We start from the raw sequence: 20503 nt of genomic DNA on the forward strand, positions 1-20503 counted from the left end.
AACGGCGCTACAGCGCCTCGGCGGGGGCGAGCGCGCAGGGATGCGCCGGGTCGCCCTGTTCCACTTGCAAGGTCGCATGGCCGATGCCGAAGCGCTCGCGTAGGCCCCGCTGCACGACGGTGAGGAAGCCGTCATCCATCGCCGCGCCCGGCCGCACCAGATGCGCGGTCAGCGCCGTCTCGGTCGTGGAGATCGCCCAGATATGCAGGTCGTGCACCTCGGCGACGCCCGGCTGCCCCGCCAGCCAGGCGCTCACCGCCTCCGGCTCGATGCCCCGCGGCACCACATCCATGGCGAGGTCGACCGATTCCCGCAGCAACCCCCAGGTGCCAACGAGGATGACGCCGGCGATGACCAGCCCGACCACCGGATCGACCCAGTCCCACCCCGTCAGCCGGATCAGCAGCCCGCCAACCACCACGCCGGCCGAGACGCCGGCATCGGCGACCATGTGCAGATAGGCGCCGCGCCGGTTGATATCCGCCTCCCGCCCGCGGGCGAAGAGCAGTGCCGTGCCGCCATTGACCAGGATGCCCGCCGCCGCCACGGCCATCATGAAGCCGGTGGCAACCGGTGCCGGCTCCATCAACCGCTCCACCGATTCCAGGGCGATGGCGCCGACGGCAACCAGCAGCAGCATGGCATTGCCGAGCGCCGCCAGGATGGTGCCGCGATGCCAGCCATAGGTCCGCCGCCCGCCCGGCAGCCGCCGCGCCAGCCGCACCGCCACCCAGGCCAGCACCAGGCCGAGCACGTCGGACAGGTTGTGCCCTGCATCCGCCAGCAGCGCCATGGAGCCGGCGACGAGCCCCGCCGCCACTTCCAGCGCGACGAAGCCGAGATTGAGCGAGATGCCAAGGGCAAAGCCGCGCTCGCCCGGCGCCGGCCCATGGGAATGGCCGGGGCCGTGATCGTGCCCATGGCCGTGCCCATGGTCGTGGTGGTGATCCCCGTGCGGCATCAGAAGCGCTTCAGCAACCTGTCGATGTAATCGAGTTCCTCCGGCGGCCGTTCCCGCTCGCCGCCGCGGCGGCGCAGCTCGTCCTGGAGCTTGCGGGTGCGGAGCATCTCCGCCTCCTCCGGCACGCGTGTATCGGCGCCGTTGTCAGCATTGCCGTTCACGTCGCGCGAGCGGCGGCCGAGCGGGTCGCGCCCCTCGCCCTGGCCCTGCGCCTGGTCCTGCCCCTGGCCGCCGGGCTGGTTCTCGCCAGCCATGTCGCCGGGCTCGCCCTCCTCCTCGCCCTCGCCCGGCTGCGGGCTGCCGAACTGCCGCTGCATGGACTGCGCCATCTGCCGGCCGCCCTCCTGCAAGGCGCGGAGCGCTTGCTGCTGGGCGTTGCGCGGATCGCCGCCCCGGCCGAGTGCCTCCTGCGCTTCGCGCATCGCCTGGTCGGCGCGGCCTAGGCCCTCCGGGATCTCCCCGGTGAGGTCGCCGAATTGCTGCATCAGCTCGCCGAGCGCCCGGCGCAAGGCGCGCTGGCGGCGGCCATCCTGTCCGGCCTCGGGCTGCTGCTGCGCCTCGGCGCCCTGCTGCGGCGCCTGCTGGCGCTGCTGCTGGCGGCTGCGCTGGTTGCGCTCGCGGTCGCCCTGCTCGGCACGCTGGTGGCTGCGATCGAGCATGTCGCTCTGCCGCTTCACCATATCCTGGACGACGCCCATCTGCTGCTGGCCGCGCTCGCGGCGCTGCTGGCGCTCGGGGCTTTCGGCGCGCTGGCTGCGACCTTCCTCCAGCGCCTTCAGCATCTCCTCGAGCTCGGCGAGCTCCTTCTTCGCATCCTCGGTGCGGCCCTCGCGGGCGGCCTCCTCCATGCGGCGGGTGCGGCGATCCATCTCGCGCTGGTCCATCAGCCGGTTCTGGCTGCCTTCCGGCATCGCTTCGGCATTCTCGCGCTGCAGCCGCTCCGCCAGCGCCTCCAGGTGCTGGCGGATGGCGTCGCGCAGTTCCTGGATGCGACGCTGCACCTCGGCGCGCTGCTCAGCCTGCTCCGGTGCCCGCTCGGGGTTCTCGCGGGCCTCCTGCTGCTGCCGCTCGGCCTGGTCGAGCGCCTCGCGCAGCGCCTCGCGCGCCTGTTGCAAGGCGCGGGCGGTGCGGCCGTCGCGACCTTCCTCCAGCGCCAGCGCGGCTTCCCAAAGGATGTCCTGCACCTCCCGCACCGCCTCCGGCCGGCGGTCGTTCAACAGCCGGCCACGGGCGACGCGGAGGGCGAGATAGGTTGCGGTATCGTGCTCGAAGGCCTCCGGCGCCTCGGCCACCTCCTCCAGCGCCCGGCGGGCGGGGGTGCGGCGCTCCGGCTCCACCGACAGCTCGCGGCGGATGACGATCAGCCGCTTCGCGACCGGATGGTTGAAGCTCCGCTCCGGCAGGGTGAGGGTCGCCGGCTCGGAGATGCCCTCCTGCCCGGCGCCGTCGCGCGCGGTGAGCCGCGCCTCCACCTCCAACCCGGCCCAGGGATGGGCGGAAAGGTCGGGCTGCGCCGTGCCGCGTGCCGTCTTCGGGTTGCCGCCGGGCAGGGGCAGGTCGAGCACCAGCGCCGCCGCCTCGGGCCGCGCCTTCAGCCGAAGCTCGGCGCGCAGTCCGGCAAGGCCCCAGTCATCCTCCGCCCGCCAGGGCATCCGCGTGCCGAGGCCGCGCTGCGTCCGGCCCGGCGGCTCGGCGAAGGCAACGGAGGGCGGCGCATCGGCCTGCACGCTGAGCGACCAATGGGCCAGTTCCGCGCCACCGCGGCGGACGGCCAGCCGCAGCCCGCGCTCCAGCGGCATCTCCGCGCTGAAGCTCGCGGCATCCAGGGCCTGGAAGGGCGTCGCCATCCCATCGGCCAGCAATTCGGGCACGCTGCCTCCGCCGCCGGAGAGCGAGACCTGCAAACGGCTGCCCGCCGGCACCGTCACACTGCCACCGGACGGGTCGAGGAAGACCGGCGGTGCCCCCGTATAGGCCGGCGGCGTCACCCAGGCCTCGATCCGCAGCCCCGGCCCGGTGGCCGAGTCGGCGAAGGCCGGACTGACCGCCCGCCGCAGTCTCTCCCCGGTTTCGCCTCCGGCCACGACGAAGGCCGCGACCAGCCCGACGACGAGCGCCGCCCGCAGTGCCCGCGGATCACGTGCCGGCAAGCCGGGCCGCGGCGTCCCGATCCGCAGCCGGCCGATCTGCGCCGCCGCCCTTTGCTGATGCACCCGCCAGAGCGCCAGCGCCGCCGGATCGTCGCCCGCGGGCCGGTCGGCCAGCGCCGCCAGCGGCCGGTGCCGCAATCCCGATTCCCGCTCCAACCGCCGCTCCGCCGCCGCCTCGCCGGGCAGGATGAAGCCGCGGACAGCCCGCCACCCGGCCAGGCCGAGCGCCGCGGCGAAGCCCAGCAGCAGCAGGATGTGCAGCACCGCCGGCAATTGCCGCGGCACATCGAAGAGGGCCAGGACCAGGAACAGGCCGAGCACCGCCAGCACCGGCCAGAGCCGGGGCCACAACCCTTCCCACAGCAAGGCCAGCTGCGCCAGGCGGCGCCGGCGGGCCAGCGCCGCGGCGAGGCGCTCCGGGCTCAGGGAGCGCCCCCGCCGGCCAGCCAATCGGGCGTCCGCTGCCCGGCCAGCATCGCCTCGAAGCCCTGCCGCTCCCGCACCACGGCGAAGCGGGTGCCATCGACCAGGACTTCCGCCGCCAGGGGACGCGCATTGTAGGTGCCGCTCATCACCGCCCCATAGGCTCCCGCATCAAGGAAGGCGACCAGCGCCCCCGGTTGCAGAGATGGCAACGCACGGCCCCGCGCAAAGGTGTCGCCCGTCTCGCAGACCGGCCCGACCACATCGGCCGGACTGAGCGCAGCGGCGCAATCCGCCGGCGCGACGGGGAGGATGCCATGCCAGGCGTCGTACATGGCCGGCCGCACTAGGTCGTTCATCCCGGCGTCGAGCACCAGGAAACGCCGCCCCGCCCCCTGCTTCTGCAACACGATGGAACTCAGCAGCAGGCCGGGCGGCCCCGCGATCCAGCGTCCCGGCTCCAGCATCACCGGCAGGCCAAGCGGGCCGAGCGTGGCGGCGATCGCCCCCGCCAGGGCCTCGGGCGAGGGTGCCGGCTCGTCCCGGTAGGGGATGCCGAGGCCGCCGCCGCAGTCGAGATGCTCCACCGGCAGGCCGCGCGCCATCAGCGCCTGCGCCATCTCCGCCATCCGCGCGTAGGCGGCGCGATAGGCCGCCATGCCGCTGGTGATCTGGCTGCCGATATGCATGGCGATGCCGACCGGCCGCAGCCCCGGCAGCGCGGCGAGGCGGGCATAGAGCGCCGGCGCATCCTCGAAGGCGACGCCGAACTTGTTCTCCGACCTGCCGGTGGTGATCTTGGCATGGGTCCGAGCATCGACATCCGGATTGACCCGCAGCCCGACCCGCGCCACCCGCCCGAGCGAGGCGGCCAGCGCCGAGAGCATGGCCGCCTCCTCCGCGCTTTCGATGTTGATCTGCGCGATATCTTCCGCAATGGCGAGGCGCAGCTCCCGCTCCGTCTTGCCGACGCCGGAGAAGACGATGGCGGAGGCCGGGATGCCGGCGGCGCGCGCCAGCCTCAGCTCCCCCTCGCTGACGACATCGGCGCCGAGTCCTTCGGCCGCCAGCACCCGCAGCACGGCGAGGTTGCCGTTGGCCTTCACCGCGTAATGCACCGAGGCCCGCAGCCCCGCTGCCGCCAGCGCAGCTTTCAGCGCCCGCGCCCGGCGCCTGAGCGCCCCGGCGGAATAGACCCAACTCGGCGTGCCGGCCACGGCGGCGATGCGCGCCAGCGGCACCTCCTCCACCGTCAATCCGTCGAGGGCATGGAGGGAAAGATGCGGCCGGGCGGCCAGCATCTCGGCGAAGCTCGGGTCGGCATCGGACTGCGCGAGGGGAAGAGGGGAAACCATCCCCCATTGTGCGGCGCCACGGGGCTGCGCGACAAGCGCCCGCTTGGGGGCCGTCGCGGCTCCGGACCGCGACGGCCGGGCCTCAGCGCGCCCGGTAGGTGCGGTGGCAGCCGCCGCAGAATTGCGGCCCGGTCGCCTGGAAGGCAGTAGCGAAGGCCGCCGCATCGCCCGAGGCGGCGGCCGCCTTCAGCACGTCGAGCTGGCCGAGCATGCGGGTGTTTGCCGCATCAAAGCCGGCACGCTCGGACCAGACCGCGGGCAGCGACTTGGTATCGCCTCGGTCGGAGCCGGGCGGGAAGCGCGTCGGCATGGTGCGGAACCAGGCGATCATGTCGTCGATCCGCGGCTCCAGCGCCTTCACGTCGCCCCGTGCCTCCGCCACGGGCTTGATCGCATCCATATGCGCGCCCATACGCTTCAGCCCGGCCCGGCGCTCGGCGATGACATCACCCTGCGCCAAAGCCGTTCCTCCCAGCGCCAGCAATGCCAGCGCCGACATCATCATCCGCCATGCCATGCGAGAATTCCCTAACCTTAAACCCATGATTGCGATCATGGCATGGCTGCCCCTTCCATTGGCAAGCCTCGGACTGTAACGACGCCGCACCGGATACCGGAAGGCGCCGCCGCGTTGCAGCCGGACCGCACCCGGAGTTCACCCGATGCCAGAGCCCATCCGATCCGTCGCCGTCTTCTGCGGCAGCCGCCCCGGCGCCGACCCGGTCCATGCGGCGGCGGCCGAGGCGCTTGGCCGCGCCCTGGCCGAGGCAGGGCTCGCCCTGGTCTATGGCGGCGGCGGCGTCGGGCTGATGGGAATGGTGGCGGAGGCCGCCATCGCCGCCGGCGGGCCGGTATATGGCGTCATCCCCGAATTCCTGACGCGGATCGAGCGCCCCCACCCGAAGGTCACCGAGCTCGAGGTCACCGACGGCATGCACAGCCGCAAGACCCGCATGTACGAGATGACCGATGCCTTCATTGCCCTTTCCGGCGGCCTCGGCACCATGGACGAGCTGATGGAGGTGCTGACCTGGCGCCAGCTCGGCCTGCACGACAAGCCGATCATCCTGCTCGACATCGCCGGCTGGGCGCAGCCCTTCCTAGCACTGGTCGATCACCTGGTCTCGGCCGGCTTTGCCGGCAAGGAAACGCGGCAGCTCTTCGCCGTGGCGCCCGACGTCCCGGCCGCCATGGCGCTGCTGCGCGAGAGCCCGGCCGGCGAGGGCGCCCCGGCGCGCCGCCTCTGATCCCCCCTTGCCGCGGCCGGGCCCGGCCGCTATATGGCCGCCTCCCGCGGCGACGAGCCGACCAGCGGAGCGTAGCTCAGCCTGGTAGAGCACTGTGTTCGGGACGCAGGGGCCGGAGGTTCGAATCCTCTCGCTCCGACCAAGTCGGCCTCGCCGGAAACCCCGCCAGCCCCGCTGGCGGGGTTTTTCCTTACTTGCCCCCAGCCCACAGGATCAGCTTGCTGGCCGGGAAGGCCCAGACCGTGCCGGCGACTAGGAAGAACAGCGCCTGCACCGCCCAATGCATCTGCAGCACATGGTCGGCCAGCGTCACCACGGCGATGACGTAGGCGAGGAAGCCGGCAAGGCCGACCAGCGTGGCGATGGAGGCACGGGACATGCCCCGCAAATGGCCCAGCCCTACGCCGGCGCCAAGTCCCGAATCGCGGCCCGGCCGTTGCGCCTTCCCCCCGCCCGGTGCTTATTGGCGCCGCCGCCGGGACCCGGTGGCACGCCCACCGAAGGACAGGCCATGCCCGAGACCCACCCCGATCTCGATCTCCGCGCGCATATCCGCGGGATCCCGGATTTCCCGAAGCCTGGCATCCTGTTCTACGACATCTCGACCCTCCTCCGGCACGGTCCCGCCTGGCGCGCGGCGATGGAGCGGCTGGCGTCGAGGATCGGCCCCTACAAGCCCGATGTGCTGGCCGGCATCGAGAGCCGCGGCTTCCTGGTCGCCGCCCCGCTGGCGCTGGAGCTTGGGCTCGGCTTCGTCATGCTGCGCAAGCCGCGCAAGCTGCCGGGCGAGACGATCGGCCTCGACTACGCTCTGGAGTACGGCACCGACCGGATCGAGATGCAGGCCGATGCCGTGAAGCCCGGCCAGCGCGTGGTGCTGCTCGACGACCTGCTGGCAACCGGCGGAACCATGGCGGCCGGCATCGGCCTGCTGCGCCAGGCGGGGGCGGAGGTGCCGGCCGTTGCCGCGCTGATCGAGCTTGCCTTCCTCAACGGCCGCGCCCGGCTTGACCTCCCCTGCGAGACCCTGCTGCGCTACGACGAGTAGAGGTTCCCGCCCAGGCGAGGGAGGCATAGCATGGCGCAAGGCGCGCGACCGACCCGCCGGAGGCTGCTCGCCACCGCTCTCGCCGCCCTGCCCGCGCCGGCCTTCGCCCTGTTGCCGGCGACCGCCACCCTGCTGGTCCCGGGCCCCGAGGACGGGCCGCTCGCCGACTGGTCGAATCGGCTGGCCGCCGCGCTGGCCCGCGGCAGCACCGCCGCCGTGATGCTGGAGCGCAGCGTCCTCGGTGGGCCGGATGGCGTGACCGCCGCGAACCGCTTCGCCACCGCCGCCGCGCCGGATGGCCGCAGCCTCCTGGTGCTGCCGGGCGCTGCGGCCCAGGCCCGGCTGGTCGGCGACCAGCGCGCCCGCTTCGACGGCGCCGGCTGGGTCCCGGTCTGCGCCGCACAAGGGCCGGCGCTGCTGGCCGGACGGGGCCGGCCACCCGCGGCCACGGCCCCGCTTCGCCTCGGCCTCGCCGCCCCTGATCAGGCGGGCGCCGCGGCCCTGCTCGGCCTCGACCTGATAGGCCATGCCGCCACACCCGTCCTCGGCCTTGCCGGAGCGCGCGCCGACACGGCACTTGCTCAGGGCATGGTGGAGGCGGTGGTGATGCAGGGCGGCAATGGGCTGGCCCGCCTTGCCGCGCTTGGTGCCCAGCCATGGTTCGTGCTGGATGAGCAGCGCGACCCGAGTCTGCCCGAGGTGCCTGCCGTCACCGAACTTGCCACCGGCGGCGACTCCACGCTCCGCGCCGGCCTGCTCGCCGCCGCGGCCAATGCCCGGCTGCTTGGCGCGGTGCTGCTGCCGGCGCTGACGCCGGGTGACTTGGTGGCGCTCTGGCGTGCAGCTGCGCAGCGCTGGCTGGAGGAGGAGCGCGCGACGCTCAGTCCCGGCATCCGGCTCAGCGCCGGGGCCGACCTCGCTCCGGTCTTCAGTCCGCTCGCACCGCCACCCGAAGCGGTTCTTGCCTATCGGGAATGGCTGTTCCGTCGGCTGCGCTGGAAGCCAGACTGACCTTGCTGCTCACCCGAAGTTCAAGCCGGAATAGTGCCATCACTTATCCGATAAGAAGCCGGAAGCTTTTCTGTTTGTGAAGCCGCGTCTTTTTGGATGGGCATATATTGCGATAGGCTATCGCCGCAGCGAAAATCTATTCAGAAAAGAACGGGCCGATGGTCTTCAGTTCAGTTACATTCATCCTTGGCTTCCTGCCGATCGTGCTGCTCGGCTTCCTGGTCTTCGCCAGCCTCGGGCAAAGACGGATCGCGGCCGGGTGGCTGACGCTTTCATCCCTGGTCTTCTACGGCTGGTGGAATCCCTGGTGTGTGCCCATGCTGGCGACCAGCATTCTTGCCAACTACATCCTGGGCAGCTATCTTGCGCGGAAGCCTTCGAGGGTCGTTCTTGTTCTTGGTGTCGTTGGCAACCTTTTGCCGCTTCTGTACTTCAAATATACTACCTTTTTGCTGACCAACATCGACACCGCCTTTGGCTTCGATTGGCATCTCAACGAGATCGTCCTGCCGCTCGCCATCTCCTTCTTCACCTTTCAGCAGATCGCCTATCTCAGCGACGCGCATGATGGAGCCGTCGTTGAGCACGATTTCCTAAACTATTGCTTGTTCATCACGTTCTTCCCGCATCTGATCGCCGGCCCGATCACCCACCACAGGGAGATGCTGAGCCAGTTCGGCAATCCGGAGAATTTCCGTCCCCGCTTCGACAACATCTCGATCGGCCTGACCCTCTTCGGCCTGGGCCTGGCGAAGAAGGTCGTCCTGGCCGATCCCCTCGGCACCGTGGCAAGCCCGGCCTTCGCCGCGGCCGCGGACGGCCAGGGTCTCCCGCTGCTCGATGCCTGGGGCGGTGCGCTGGCCTATGCGCTGCAGATCTACTTCGACTTCTCCGGCTATACCGACATGGCGATCGGCCTCGGCCTGCTCTTCGGCATCAGCTTCCCGCCGAATTTCGACAGCCCCTTCAAGGCGCGCAACGTCATCGAGTTTTGGTCGCGCTGGCACATGACGCTGACGCGCTTCCTGACGGCCTACATCTACAACCCCATCGTGCTGCGGGCGACGCGCGCCCGCGCCGCCGCCGGCAAGCCCCTGCCGCGCCGCGGGAAGATGACGCCCGGTACCTTCCTCGCCCTGGTCGCCTGGCCGACCATCCTGACCATGTTCATCTCGGGCGTCTGGCACGGTGCAGGCTGGCAGTTCGTCGTCTTCGGCGTGCTGCATGGTGTCTATCTCGTCATCGCTCATGGCTGGCGTGCGCTGAAGGCGAGCTGGGGCTGGAAGCTAGATGACGACCGCCTGCTGCCGCACGCGTCCTCCGTGCTGCTGACCTTCGTCTGCGTCGTCGTGGCCCTGGTCTTCTTCCGCGCCGAGAACGTGCCGGCGGCGCTGAACCTGCTGGCCGGCATGGTCGGCCTGCACGGCGTCGTCGTGCCGGCGAGCTTCGCCGACCTGCCGCTCGTCGCGGAGATTGTCGCGGGCCACGGGCTGGCGGTCGGGGCCGGGCAGTTCGTCCAGATCGAGGACTGGGCGTCGATCATCGGGTTGCTGGCCTTCGTCTGGTTCATGCCCAACACCCAGCAATTCATGCTGCAGTTCCGCACCGCGCTCGGCTGGCGCGGCCGCCCGGCCTGGGTGCAGGCGATCCTGCCTGCGATGACTTGGCGGCCGGCGCCGATCTACGGCGTCGCGCTCGGCGTGCTCAGCTTCTTCGTGCTGATGCAGACCTTCTCCTCGGCGCCGACCGAATTCCTCTATTTCCAGTTCTGAGGCCGCCATGGAACAGCTCGCTTGGCTTCCGGTGCATGACGATCTCGGCGCGGCGCTTTCCATCGCCCGGCGGATCGCCGACCCGGGCGAGCGGCTCGCTCGGGCCATGCACCTTGCCGGGTTTCGCCGCGACTTCACCGCGACCGGCCGGCTGGACCGGCTGGCCGAGGCAGGTCTGGCAGCGACCCCGGCACAACTCGGCCTGGTTCCCCTGCGGCTTGCCATCCTTGCCTCGCACACGGTCGATCACCTGGTGCCCGGCATCCGCGTCGCTGGCCTGCACCGCGGCCTCGCCTTGTCGGTGCACGTCGCTCCCTATGGCAGCTACCGCCAATCGCTGCTCGGCGACGATCCGGCGCTGGCCGCCTTCGCGCCGCAGCTGATCCTGCTCGCCCTCGATGCGCAGGATTCACCCCTCGACCTGCCGCTCGACTCGCCGGAGAGCGCGGTGGAGGAGGCCGTCGCCGCCCGCATCGCCGAGCTGCGCCATCTCTGGCGCCGGGCGAAGGAACGGTTCAACGCGCAGGTGGTGCAGCAGCTGCTGGTTCCCGCCAGCCCGCCGCTCTTCGGCAGTTACGAAGCGATGGTGCCCGCCGCGCCGCGCAGCCTGCTCGATCGGCTGAATGCCGGTCTCCGCGCCGCCGCGCGCGAGGATGGCGTGCTGCTGCTCGACCTCGCCGCACAGATGGCCGGCCAGGGCCCGGCCGATGGCCTCGCCGACCCGGTGCGCTGGCATCAGGCAAAGCAACTCGTCAGCCCGACGATGGCGCCGCTGCATGGCGACCTTGTCGCCCGCATCGCCGGGGCCGTGCTGGGCCGGACGCGCAAATGCCTGGTGCTCGACCTCGACAACACGCTGTGGGGCGGCGTCATCGGCGATGACGGCATCGAGGGCATCAAGCTCGGCCAGGGCAACCCGACCGGCGAGGCCTTCCTCGCCGTGCAGCGCTATGCGGCTCAGCTCGGTCGGCGTGGCATCATCCTTGCCGTGTGCAGCAAGAACGACTCCGCAGTCGCCGAGGCGGCATTCGCCAACCACCCGGAGATGGCGCTGAAGCGCGGCGACATCGCCGCCTTCCTTGCCAACTGGAACGACAAGGCGGGCAACCTCCGCCAGATCGCCAAGCAGCTGAACATCGGCCTCGACGCCCTGGTCTTCGTCGACGACAATCCGGCCGAGCGCGATATCATCCGCCGCGAGCTGCCGGATGTCGCCGTGCCGGAGTTGCCGGACGATGCGGCGCTCTACCCGGCATGGCTCGCCGCTGCCGGCTATTTCGAGACGGCCGGCTTCACTGCCGACGATGCCGCGCGGGGCCGCAGCTATGCGGCGAACGCCGCGCGGCAGGCCGTGCTGGACCAGACGACCGACCTCGAAGGCTATCTCCGCAGCCTCGAGATGGTGCTGACCGCGCGCCCGATCGGCCCAGCCGAGCTGCCGCGGGCCACGCAGCTCGTCAACAAGACCAACCAGTTCAATCTCACCACCCGCCGTTATACCGAGGCCGAGATGCAGGCCCTGGCGGCGGACCCGGACTCGCTGGCGCTTTCGCTTCGCCTTGCCGATCGCTTCGGCGACAATGGCCTCATCAGCGTCGTGCTCGCCCGCCCGGACGCCGCGCTGCGCCCCGGCGAATGGCTGATAGACACCTGGTTGATGAGCTGCCGCGTGCTCGGCCGCAAGGTCGAGGAGGCGACCTTGCAGGTGCTGTCGGACTACGCAAGGCGCCAGGGCATCACCGCGCTTATTGGTGAGTATCGCCCCACCGCCCGCAATGGCATGGTGGCGGAGCATTATCCTCGCCTCGGCTTCGCGCCGATGGCGCCCTTGCCGGATCGCCCCGATGGGACGCTGGTCTGGCGGTACGAGACTCGCGGCTCAAGGCCGTTCGCCCACCCCATCGCCTTGGACACCACATGAACGACAAGGAAATCTACGCGGCGCTGACGCAGGTCTTCCGCGATGTTTTCGACGATGACGACATCACCCTCACGCCCACGACCACCGCCGATGACATTCCTGGCTGGGATAGCCAGGCGCATGTCAACCTTGTGGTCGCGGCGGAGACGCGCTTCGGCATCCGCTTCCGCACGGCCGAGTTGGAGTCGTTGCACAATGTGGGCGATTTCGTCCAGCTGATCGCCACCAGACGGAAAGGCGCATGACGCCATGTCCGAAACGCCGATCGCCCAGGCTGCACCGAAGCCGGTGCGGCCTGGCTACCTGCTGGCCTTCTTCGGCTCGTTGCTGGGGATGTTCGCCCTCTATTACGGCGCCCTGCTGACGCTGTCGGCAGCGGGCAACCTGCCGCCGCCGGCCTTCAGCAATTCGTTGTGCATCGACGAGAAGCTGCATGTCCTGCGGAAGACGCAGCCCGGCGCGCCCACCCTGCTGGTCGTCGGCTCCTCCGTCGCCTGGCGCCACTTCGACGGCGAGACCCTGGTGAAGGCCGCGCCGCAGACAGAACCGCTGAACGGCGGCTTCTGCGGCCTGAGCGTCAACCAGACAGGTTTCGTCGCCGACTGGCTGCTCGACCACTACCCCTCAGTGCAGGACGTGGTGATGATCGCCTCGCCGCAGGACTTCCAGGACTGCGACAGCAAGCCCACCGCCGTCTTCGACCGCGACGATGTCGACGACTACGTCTTCGGCCAGGCGACGCCCTGGTTCTATTACACGCGCTACTTTTCCCTGTCCTCGCTGGCGCGCAATGCCGTCACCATCGCCGACAAACGCTCCGGCGCGAACCGCACCGACCCGCTGGTCTTCGACCGGTTCGGCAGCGGGCCACTCGCGGTGGGGGAAGGGCGTGGGCAGCTGCTCTACGGCGCCGTCGATGGGCCGGACCCCGCCTGCCTTTCCTCGCTGTCGCAGCTGGCCGACCGGGTGCAGGGCGATGGCAAGCGGCTGATGGTCGCAATGACGCCGCTGCATCCCACTTGGCGGACGGCGCACGACGCGGACGGCGCCGTATTGGGCCAGTTCTCGGCAGCCATCCGCACGGCGCTCGGCGAGAGCGGCGCACAGTACTGGGACAGCAACCAGTCCTACAAAGCCTCCGAAGAGGAATTCTTCGATGCCATCCATCTCCGCTGGGCGGGCGTGCCACGCTTCACCGCAGCGCTGCAGCGGGCGTTCGACAGCGCCGCAGCCCAGCCGCCAGGCCCGCAGTCCAGCCTCTCGCTCCCCTCGCGTAATGCAAGCGTGAAGGCGGGTAACTGACATCAGGGTGGCGGCATCACGCCGCCACCCACTGTCATGTGATACGATTGCCGGGACAGCGGGGCGTATCTCCATGAACGCCCATGGCGATACGCCTTGCCGCCGATGCAATCCTGCAAGTCGATAAAGCCATCTTGAGTTGATAATCGACGCATTTTCTCAAATAATGATTGTTGTTCGCTGGAGATCGCCCCGTGCTGCATGAAACCGTTCGAAATGTCCTAAAGGGCGTTAGCGACCTCGCTGGTCGCGCCGATGCGCTCAGCAACGATGCGGACCTCTTCGATGCCGGCCTCTCCTCCTACGGCACGGTGGAGGTGATGATCGGCCTCGAGAATGCGCTCGGCGTCGAGTTTCCCGAGACGGCCCTGACGCGCGACAGCTTCTCCTCCATCAACGCCATCGTGCGCGTGCTGGAAGGCCTGCAGAAGGATGCGGCGTCCGGCGGCGGCAAGGCAGTCGATGCCAATGGCTGGCCCGTTGCCCAGGAGACCGTGCAGTGAGCACCATCGAACTCGCCCCCCGCCTCAGCGCCGACGACTTCCGCCAGGAATTGTTCACTCGCGGCCTGCTCTTCGCAACCGGCGTTGATGGCCTTTACGGCCGCAGCGCCACCTTCGAGTCCCTGGTCGATGCCGTCGACCGGTTGATCGGCCGCCTTTCCGCCGACGACAAGGCGGAGCTCATGCGCTTTCCGCCGATCATGACGCGCAGCGGCTTCGAGGCGAGCGGCTACTTCAAGAACATGCCGCAGCTCGTCGGCACCGTGCATTGCTTCTGCGGCGATGACCGCGAGCACAAGCGCGTGCTCGCCTGCACGCCGGAGGAAGGTGGCTGGACTGCGGCGCAGCAGCCTGCCGATGTCGTGCTGACGCCGGCCTCCTGCTACCCGGTCTATCCGATCATCGCCGCGCGCGGCCCGCTTCCGGCGGAGGGCTGGCTGGTCGACTCCTCCTCCTATTGCTTCCGTCGTGAACCCTCGATCGATCCCGCGCGCATGCAGATGTTCCGTCAGCGCGAGCAGGTCTGTTTCGGCACGCCGGAGCGCATTCGTGCCTTCCAGTCGCATTGGATGACACGCGCCCTGGAGATGTTCCGCCTCATGGGCCTGCCTGCGACGACGGACCTGGCGAACGATCCCTTCTTCGGCCGCCCCGGCATGCTCATGGCGAATGGCCAGCGCAGCCAGCGCCTCAAGTTCGAAATCCTCGTACCGATTTCCAACCCCGACAAGCTCAGCGCCTGCGGGAGCTTCAACTACCATGTCCACCACTTCGCCGATGCTTACGGCATCCGCGGCGCGGATGGCGAGCCGGCGCACACCGGCTGCGCCGGCTTCGGCCTGGAGCGTGTGGCGCTCGCCCTGCTGCGGCAGCATGGCTTCGATATCGATGCCTGGCCCGAGGCCGTAAGCATGACGCTCTGGCCTCGGGCCTGAGCGGGGAACGGAGGTAGCCGCCGATGATCCCGGTCGCCTTCCACGGCTGCCGCGGCTGGCTGCATCCGGCACAGGGGGCGGCGCATGGCCTCGTGCTCTGCCCGCCCTTCGGCTATGAGTTGATCTGCACTCATGCGGGGCTGCGCGTCCTTGCCGAGCAGGTCGCCGCCGCCGGCACGCCGGTGCTGCGCTTCGACTATCCCGGCACCGGCGACTCGGCGGGCGAGGAAGCGCCGCACCGGCTTGCGGACTGGCTCGCCGGCATCGATGCCGCCTGCGACTGGATGCGCGCCACGCTCGGCCTGAAGGCCGTCAGCCTCGGTGGCTTGAGGCTTGGCGCGTTGCTCGCGGCCGCCAGCGCCGCGCGCCGCCCGGGCAGCCTCGCCGACATGGTGCTCCTGGCGCCCGTCTGGTCCGGTCGCGCCCATGGCCGGGAGTTGCTGCTTGGCGCCCGTGCCGCCGGCGAGGCCACGCCCGAGCCGGGCTGGCTCGAATCAGCCGGCTTCCGCCTGCACGATACCGACATCGCCGACCTGCGCGGTCTTGATCTTGGCATCCTGCTGCGCCAGGCACGGCCCGGCCGCATCCTGCTTGCCGAGCCGCCGAGGCCGGCCACCCTGCCCGATCTTGGCGTAACGGTGACGGCACTGCCTTTCGAAGGCCAGGCCGATTTCCTCCGCCACGCCCAGCTCAGCATCCCGCCCAGACCGTTCTTCGACAATGTCGCCCGCTGGTTGGCTAAGGACGGAGCGCCACCGCCGGGCACCGCCGCCGTGACCGACCGCCTCCCCGTTGCGCCCGGCATCGAGGAGCGCGTCCTGCGCTTCGGCGGGGAGGAGCAGCTTGCCGGCATCCTGTGCAGGCCGTCGGAGCCGCAGCCCACCGGCGTGCTGATCCTGAATACCGGCGCCAACCACCATATCGGCAATGGCCGCATCGCGGTGCGCATGGCGCGCCGCCTGGCCGAGCTTGGCTTCGCCTCGTTGCGCATGGACTCCCACGGCATCGGCGAAAGCGGCACGGTCAGCGACGAAGAGCGCGCTGAGGCCCTGTTCGGCGACACGCCGACACTCGATGCGCTCGCCGGGCTCGACCTGCTGGAGCATCAAGGCTTTCGGCGCAGCCTGGTCGTCGGTGTCTGCTCCGGCGGGCACCACGCGTTCCAGACCGCGCTGCGGGATGCCCGGGTCGCCGGCCTCGCCATCGCCAACCTGCCTGCCTTCGATCGCGCCGCGGGCGGCGCGCCGGACCTCGATGGCGGGCCGCCGCCCGGCGAGAATCCCAGGTGGCGCAAGCTCCGCATGGCGGTTCGCCGAAGCTTTGCCGAAGCCGACCGCCTCCTCGCCGAGCGGCTTGGCCTCGAGAGCGGCCTTGACCGCGCTGGCCGTTGGCTGCGGCAATTGCAGGCGCGCGGCACGACCCTCTGCCTTGTCTATAGCGAACGCGACCGCTCGATCCGCGAGCTGCGCGCGCATTTCGGGCGCGGGGGCCGGCACCTTCCGCGGCGCGCGCCGGTCCGCACCCTCATCCTCAGCGGCACAGACCACGCCATCAATCCGCGGAGCATGCAGGACGAGCTCATCGGCGCTGTCGAGGAGGAGCTGTTGCAGCACCACGCGCAATCTCGCCCTGCGGCCACGCCACGACAACTCGCCCTCACCACGCCCATCCATCCGTCATAACAAGAACAGCCCGGGACCGATGCCATGGCCATCCTCCAGCCCGCCTTTTCGTCCGGAAGACCTGTCGCGCAGGCCGAGGCCTCGCGCAGCCTGTCCGCCAGCCTGCCGACGACGATCGAGGTCGCCCGCGTGGTACTCGTCATCGGCCTCGTCTTCCTGCACTACTTCTCCTTTCCGAACAGCCGGGTCTCTCCCTTCACCGGGTTCGACCCGGATCAACACTCCTTCGCCACCTTCGTGAACAGCTTCATACTGCTGTTCTTCTTCAGCGCAGTGCCGTTGCTGAGCACCATTTCCGGCTGGCTGTTCTTCGGCCTGACCGATCACCCCTTGCGGACCATCGCGCGGCGGATGCGAGGCCGCATCCTCTCCCTCCTGTTGCCGCTCATCACCTGGAGCCTCGCCACGATCGCAATCGGCTTCATCCTGCACGCGGTCGCTCCAACCACGGGCCTGCTCGGTGAATTCCGTTTCGATTTCGACGAACCCAGCTTCTTCGGCCTGCTCGATGGGATTTTCGGTCTGACCGGCCTGCCGACCGCCTTCCAGTTCTGGTTCGTGCGGGACCTCTTCCTGTCGGTCCTGGTGAGCCCGCTGCTCTGGCTCATCCTGCGCCATGCGCCCCTCGCGGGCGTGGCGGTGCTCGGCGCCTCCTGGGTGTGCGACTTCACCTTCGGCATCTTCATCCGCACCGACGTGCTGTTCTTCTTCTTCCTCGGCGGCTTCGCCCGGATGCGGCAGGTGCCGCTGAACATCTCCTGGCGCACGACCCAGCTCCTGCTGGTTACCTATGCCCTGTTGATGGCGGCACGGGCCCTGGCGCCACTCTGGCTCGACCCGACCACGCCACCGCATGAGGACATGCTCGACCTGGCGACGCGGCTCGCCCGCCCGCTCGGCGTCGTTGCATGCTGGGGCCTCTGCCTGCGCCTGGCTACGACGCAGATCGGCGGATTCTTCGCCCGCTACGGCGGCTTCGCCTTCTTCCTGCATGCCTCCCATTTTCCCATCATCATCTTCGTGAAGTACCTGCTCTGGGGCCTGGTGCCGGCTGAGACGGATGCGTGGATGCTCGCGCATTACGCTGCCAGCGTCGCCGTCACGATATCGGTCGCGGCGCTCGGTGCGGCGGTGATCTTCCGCCTCTCGCCCGGCCTTTACGCCTTCCTCGCCGGCGGCCGGCGTTTCGTCTGATGAGCGAGACGGACCTCCTCGGCCAGCCGGTCGACCCGACGCCACGGCCTCGGCCGGAACATGCACCCATCACCGGTACCAGCGTCACGCTGGCGCCCCTGGCCACGGCGCATGCGGAGGAGCTCTGGCCCATCGCGCGCGATGCGCCGGAAAGCTGGCGCTGGCTGCCTTTCGGTCCCTTCGCTGACCGTGCCGCCTTCGCCGGTACGCTCCGCTTCATGGCCGTCAGCAAGGGCGAGCTGGTTTGGGCAGTTTGCCCGCATGACGCCGATGGCAGGCCGGGACACGCGGCCGGCTGGCTCGCTCTGCTCGACATCCGCCCGGCCGATGCGGCGATCGAGCTCGGCAATATCTGGTTCCCGCCCGGGCTCGCCCGCACCCGGGCATCGACCGAAGCCATGTTCCTACTGATCGACCTGGCCTTCAGCCTCGGCTACCGCCGCATCGCCTGGAAGTGCAACACGCTGAACACTGCCTCCTGCCGTGCGGCTGAGCGCCTTGGCTTCCGGCTCGAAGGCGTGCTGCGGGCCCATATGGTCGTGCGCGCCCATCGCCGCGACACCGCCTATTTCTCTCTGCTCGATGACGAATGGCCGGAGCGCCGCGCCGCCATCGCCCACTGGCTGCGCGATGCCAATTTCGATGCATCGGGCCAGGCGCTCGAACGCCTGCACCGTCCCAAGGACCAGCATGACACCGCCTAAGGAAGCCCTGCCCTTCGGTCTGCGATTTGCTGGCCCTCCCCCCGATCCCGCACCGGGCGAGGTCATCGGCATCGTCGTCGCCAGAAACGAGGCGCTTCGCCTTGGGGCCGCGATCCGGCACGCACGGCGCCTCGGCGTCGGCCCCATCCTGCTGATCGACAACCGCTCGACGGATGCCACGCGCGACATCGCGCTCCGCACCCCGCGCGTGCACGTCGTCGAGGCGCCTGGCAGCTTCGCCGAGGCCAGTTTCGGCATCGACTGGGTGAACGCCTTGCTGGACCGCCATGCCCGCGGTCGTTGGGTGATGCTCTTCGATGCTGATGAAATGCTGGTTTTTCCCGGCAGCGACGTGCCTGGCGCCCTGCCCCGCCTGTGCCGCCATCTCGAAGGGCTGGGGTCCGAAGGCCTGCTGACGATCATGCTGGATTGCTTCCCGCGCGAACCCCTGCACGCAGTCCATTATGAAGCCGGGCAGGATTTGCTGGAGGCCGCCCCCTGGTTCGAGCCGCCGCGGCTGAGGCAGGAGCCCGAGCCGAATTGCCCGTATATCGCCACCTATGGCGGCATCCGCGAACGCCTTTTCTTCCCTGAGGCCATTCCTTCCCGCCCGGGGCGCTTCCTGCACCAGAAGCTCTACAATCTCGGCTGGCGCCTGCCGCCGCTGCGCCGTGCTGCCTGGTACGCCCGCATGGCCCCGCTTCGCTCGCCCAACCTGACGAAGCTGCCGCTGCTGCGCTGGCGCGAGGGGATGGAATTCCGCTCGGCGCACGCTGTCGCGCCGCTCGCCCTTGCCACGGAGCAGCCGAGCGGCGTGCTGCTCCACTTCAAATTCCTGCAGGACTTCCATGCTCGCGTGCTGGATGCCGTCACGCGCAACGCGCATTACGACGGGTCGGTGGAATACCGCCGCTACCTCGCGGCGTTGAAGCGCGATCCGGACTTCACCCTGCACGGGCCGCGCAGCCTGCGCTACGAGGGCCCGGAGCAGCTTCGGTCGCTCGGCCTGCTGCAGGACACGCTGGCCTGGGCCGAGGACCGCGCAGAGGCAAGGCTCCCCGCCACGACATAAGTCAAGGCGACGACCCGCGATCCGGTGATCGCAGGTCGTCGCCCAGGGCGTCTCAGCCCATCGCGCCGCGCGGTGCGGCGCTCTCCGGCAGGGTATGGGCGTTCACCCGGATACCGGCCTTCTTCGCGCGGATCCGCAACTCACCGAGGGCCATGCTGACGAAGCCCTGCGCATAGGCCAGCCGCCAGCGCGGGCCGATCATGGCACTGCTCTCCGCCGGCATCAGGGCCAGCGGCGCCAACGCGACCACCAGCGCCAGTCGCCGCGGTAATTCGCTCCAGACAAGGCGGTTGTGTCCGAGCATCAGCCGCGTCAGCACCGAGGAGGCGCCCTGCCAGTAAAGCCGCTGCAACAACCAGTTGGGCGTCAGGCGCACCGCCTGGATGCAATGGTGCACGGTGATGCGCGAATCGTGTCGGGCGGAGCGGCCGCTATCCTGCAGCTTCCAGGCCAGATGCACATCCTCGTCGGACAGCAGCAGCCCGCCACGGCGGCCGAGATCCTCGGCGAAGCCGGATACCGCCAGCAGCGCCGCGCGCTCGATCACCAGGTTGGCACCATAGGGGCCAAGCTCCGCCGGCACCTCGGAGGTGCGGTACTCGCCGCGCCCCTCCCATTCGGTGATGGTAAGGATGCCGCGCAGGCTGTCCGGCCACCAGCCGGGCAGGGGCGCTTCCCAGATCGGCAGGGCGCGGCCGCTGAGCACGGCCGGCCGCACCGGCAGCTCCTGCACCACCCGCATGATCTGCTCGATCCAGTCGGGCGCCGCCAGCGCGTCGTCGTCAATATAGGCCACGTAATCGCCCCGGGCTGCGAGCGCACCGGCATTGCGGGCGAGGCTGAGGCCCGCTTCTTCCACGCGGATGAGCTGCGCATTCGGCGATTCGGCGACGAGATGCTGGATCTCCGCCGCCGCAGCCGGTGAGGACTTGCTGTCCACGACGACAATGTCGAAGGCATCCGGTCCCACGCTCTGCTGCCGCAGGCTCTCGAGGCAGTGGCGCAGATAATGTGTACGGTTATGCGTGCAGATGCAGGCGGTGACGGAAACGCTCTGCCCCTGCGGCCTGGTATCCGTATAGCTTGGCTGGAGGGTCATGGACATGCCTGCCGCTCGTCTTCGACGTTGATCTGAGGTGGAATGTCTGCCTCCTGTTTCATCCTCGCAATCGACGAGGCCGTGAGATTCGTTCCTTGACGGCAAACTTCCAGGATGCCCTGCG

Annotated in this window: 20 protein-coding genes and 1 tRNA gene; 14 read left to right on the forward strand and 7 right to left on the reverse strand. The window is 69.7% G+C overall.

What is annotated here, in order from left to right:
- Positions 1-7: 7 nt before the first annotated feature.
- From LH62_RS05795 to LH62_RS05810, 4 genes are all read right to left on the reverse strand, one after another.
- Positions 8-961, reverse strand: coding sequence for a cation diffusion facilitator family transporter (locus tag LH62_RS05795; protein WP_043359888.1), 954 nt, complete (start codon positions 959-961; stop codon positions 8-10).
- Positions 961-3561 (reverse strand): DUF4175 domain-containing protein, encoded by a 2601-nt coding sequence (locus tag LH62_RS05800; RefSeq protein ID WP_052213748.1) that lies wholly within the window; start codon positions 3559-3561, stop codon positions 961-963. The genes LH62_RS05795 and LH62_RS05800 overlap by 1 nt, the downstream gene beginning before the upstream one ends.
- Entirely contained in the window at positions 3534-4889 is a 1356-nt protein-coding gene (lysA, locus tag LH62_RS05805; protein ID WP_043359891.1) for a diaminopimelate decarboxylase, read from the reverse strand. The genes LH62_RS05800 and lysA overlap by 28 nt, the downstream gene beginning before the upstream one ends.
- Before the next feature lie 82 nt (positions 4890-4971).
- The gene (locus LH62_RS05810; RefSeq protein ID WP_043359896.1) at positions 4972-5406 is read right to left on the reverse strand and encodes a cytochrome c; all 435 of its coding nucleotides are present in this window, start codon (positions 5404-5406) and stop codon (positions 4972-4974) included.
- A 145-nt stretch (positions 5407-5551) separates the two neighbouring features.
- Between LH62_RS05810 and LH62_RS05815 the strand changes: the two genes are divergently transcribed.
- Together LH62_RS05815 and LH62_RS05820 are read left to right on the forward strand one after the other, a co-directional pair.
- Positions 5552-6136, forward strand: a complete 585-nt coding sequence (locus tag LH62_RS05815; protein ID WP_043359898.1) for a TIGR00730 family Rossman fold protein — start codon at positions 5552-5554, stop codon at positions 6134-6136.
- 65 nt (positions 6137-6201) lie between these two features.
- A tRNA-Pro gene (locus LH62_RS05820) sits at positions 6202-6278 on the forward strand.
- A gap of 48 nt (positions 6279-6326) precedes the next feature.
- Here the strand turns inward: LH62_RS05820 and LH62_RS05825 are convergent.
- Positions 6327-6515 carry a DUF2842 domain-containing protein gene (locus tag LH62_RS05825; protein ID WP_043359899.1) on the reverse strand — a complete coding sequence of 63 codons (189 nt, stop codon included), beginning with the start codon at positions 6513-6515 and terminating at the stop codon, positions 6327-6329.
- A gap of 132 nt (positions 6516-6647) precedes the next feature.
- On the opposite strand from LH62_RS05825, the gene LH62_RS05830 reads away from it, so the two are divergent.
- The 6 genes from LH62_RS05830 to LH62_RS05855 all read left to right on the forward strand — a co-directional run bounded on the left by LH62_RS05830 (position 6648) and on the right by LH62_RS05855 (position 13190).
- A complete protein-coding gene (locus LH62_RS05830; RefSeq protein WP_043359901.1) occupies positions 6648-7184 on the forward strand; it encodes an adenine phosphoribosyltransferase in 537 nt (178 codons plus the stop codon).
- Between the two features lie 30 nt (positions 7185-7214).
- A complete protein-coding gene (locus LH62_RS05835; RefSeq protein ID WP_043359903.1) occupies positions 7215-8195 on the forward strand; it encodes a hypothetical protein in 981 nt (326 codons plus the stop codon).
- 158 nt (positions 8196-8353) lie between these two features.
- Positions 8354-9967, forward strand: coding sequence for an MBOAT family protein (locus LH62_RS05840; protein ID WP_043359905.1), 1614 nt, complete (start codon positions 8354-8356; stop codon positions 9965-9967).
- A gap of 7 nt (positions 9968-9974) precedes the next feature.
- On the forward strand, positions 9975-11888 hold the full coding sequence (locus LH62_RS05845; protein ID WP_052213749.1) for an HAD-IIIC family phosphatase: 1914 nt from the start codon (positions 9975-9977) through the stop codon (positions 11886-11888).
- Positions 11885-12133 carry an acyl carrier protein gene (locus LH62_RS05850; RefSeq protein ID WP_043359910.1) on the forward strand — a complete coding sequence of 83 codons (249 nt, stop codon included), beginning with the start codon at positions 11885-11887 and terminating at the stop codon, positions 12131-12133. Before LH62_RS05845 ends, LH62_RS05850 begins: the two co-directional genes overlap by 4 nt.
- A gap of 4 nt (positions 12134-12137) precedes the next feature.
- On the forward strand, positions 12138-13190 hold the full coding sequence (locus LH62_RS05855) for a hypothetical protein (RefSeq protein ID WP_052213750.1): 1053 nt from the start codon (positions 12138-12140) through the stop codon (positions 13188-13190).
- 2 nt (positions 13191-13192) lie between these two features.
- On the opposite strand, the gene LH62_RS31445 is transcribed toward LH62_RS05855, so the two are convergent.
- Positions 13193-13393 (reverse strand): hypothetical protein, encoded by a 201-nt coding sequence (locus LH62_RS31445; protein WP_201445427.1) that lies wholly within the window; start codon positions 13391-13393, stop codon positions 13193-13195.
- Here LH62_RS31445 and LH62_RS05860 point away from each other — a divergent pair.
- From LH62_RS05860 to LH62_RS05885, 6 genes are read left to right on the forward strand one after another with little or no spacing between them, the layout of a single operon-like run.
- Positions 13385-13693, forward strand: coding sequence for an acyl carrier protein (locus tag LH62_RS05860; protein WP_052213751.1), 309 nt, complete (start codon positions 13385-13387; stop codon positions 13691-13693). The two genes, LH62_RS31445 and LH62_RS05860, sit on opposite strands and share 9 nt — an antisense overlap.
- Positions 13690-14628, forward strand: a complete 939-nt coding sequence (locus LH62_RS05865) for an amino acid--[acyl-carrier-protein] ligase (RefSeq protein WP_052213752.1) — start codon at positions 13690-13692, stop codon at positions 14626-14628. The genes LH62_RS05860 and LH62_RS05865 overlap by 4 nt, the downstream gene beginning before the upstream one ends.
- Before the next feature lie 23 nt (positions 14629-14651).
- The gene (locus tag LH62_RS05870; RefSeq protein WP_052213753.1) at positions 14652-16310 is read left to right on the forward strand and encodes a serine aminopeptidase domain-containing protein; all 1659 of its coding nucleotides are present in this window, start codon (positions 14652-14654) and stop codon (positions 16308-16310) included.
- 24 nt (positions 16311-16334) lie between these two features.
- Positions 16335-17504 (forward strand): acyltransferase family protein, encoded by a 1170-nt coding sequence (locus LH62_RS05875; RefSeq protein ID WP_052213754.1) that lies wholly within the window; start codon positions 16335-16337, stop codon positions 17502-17504.
- Positions 17504-18208 (forward strand): GNAT family N-acetyltransferase, encoded by a 705-nt coding sequence (locus LH62_RS05880; RefSeq protein ID WP_043359915.1) that lies wholly within the window; start codon positions 17504-17506, stop codon positions 18206-18208. Before LH62_RS05875 ends, LH62_RS05880 begins: the two co-directional genes overlap by 1 nt.
- Complete coding sequence (locus tag LH62_RS05885; protein ID WP_043359917.1) at positions 18195-19280, forward strand: glycosyltransferase family 2 protein; 1086 nt, start codon at positions 18195-18197, stop codon at positions 19278-19280. Before LH62_RS05880 ends, LH62_RS05885 begins: the two co-directional genes overlap by 14 nt.
- A 52-nt stretch (positions 19281-19332) precedes the next feature.
- Here the strand turns inward: LH62_RS05885 and LH62_RS05890 are convergent, their stop codons facing one another.
- Positions 19333-20385 (reverse strand): glycosyltransferase family 2 protein, encoded by a 1053-nt coding sequence (locus tag LH62_RS05890; RefSeq protein WP_201445428.1) that lies wholly within the window; start codon positions 20383-20385, stop codon positions 19333-19335.
- Positions 20386-20503 lie beyond the last annotated feature (118 nt).

The sequence above is a fragment of the Belnapia sp. F-4-1 genome (assembly GCF_000802185.1).
Classification (GTDB): Bacteria; Pseudomonadota; Alphaproteobacteria; order Acetobacterales; family Acetobacteraceae; genus Belnapia.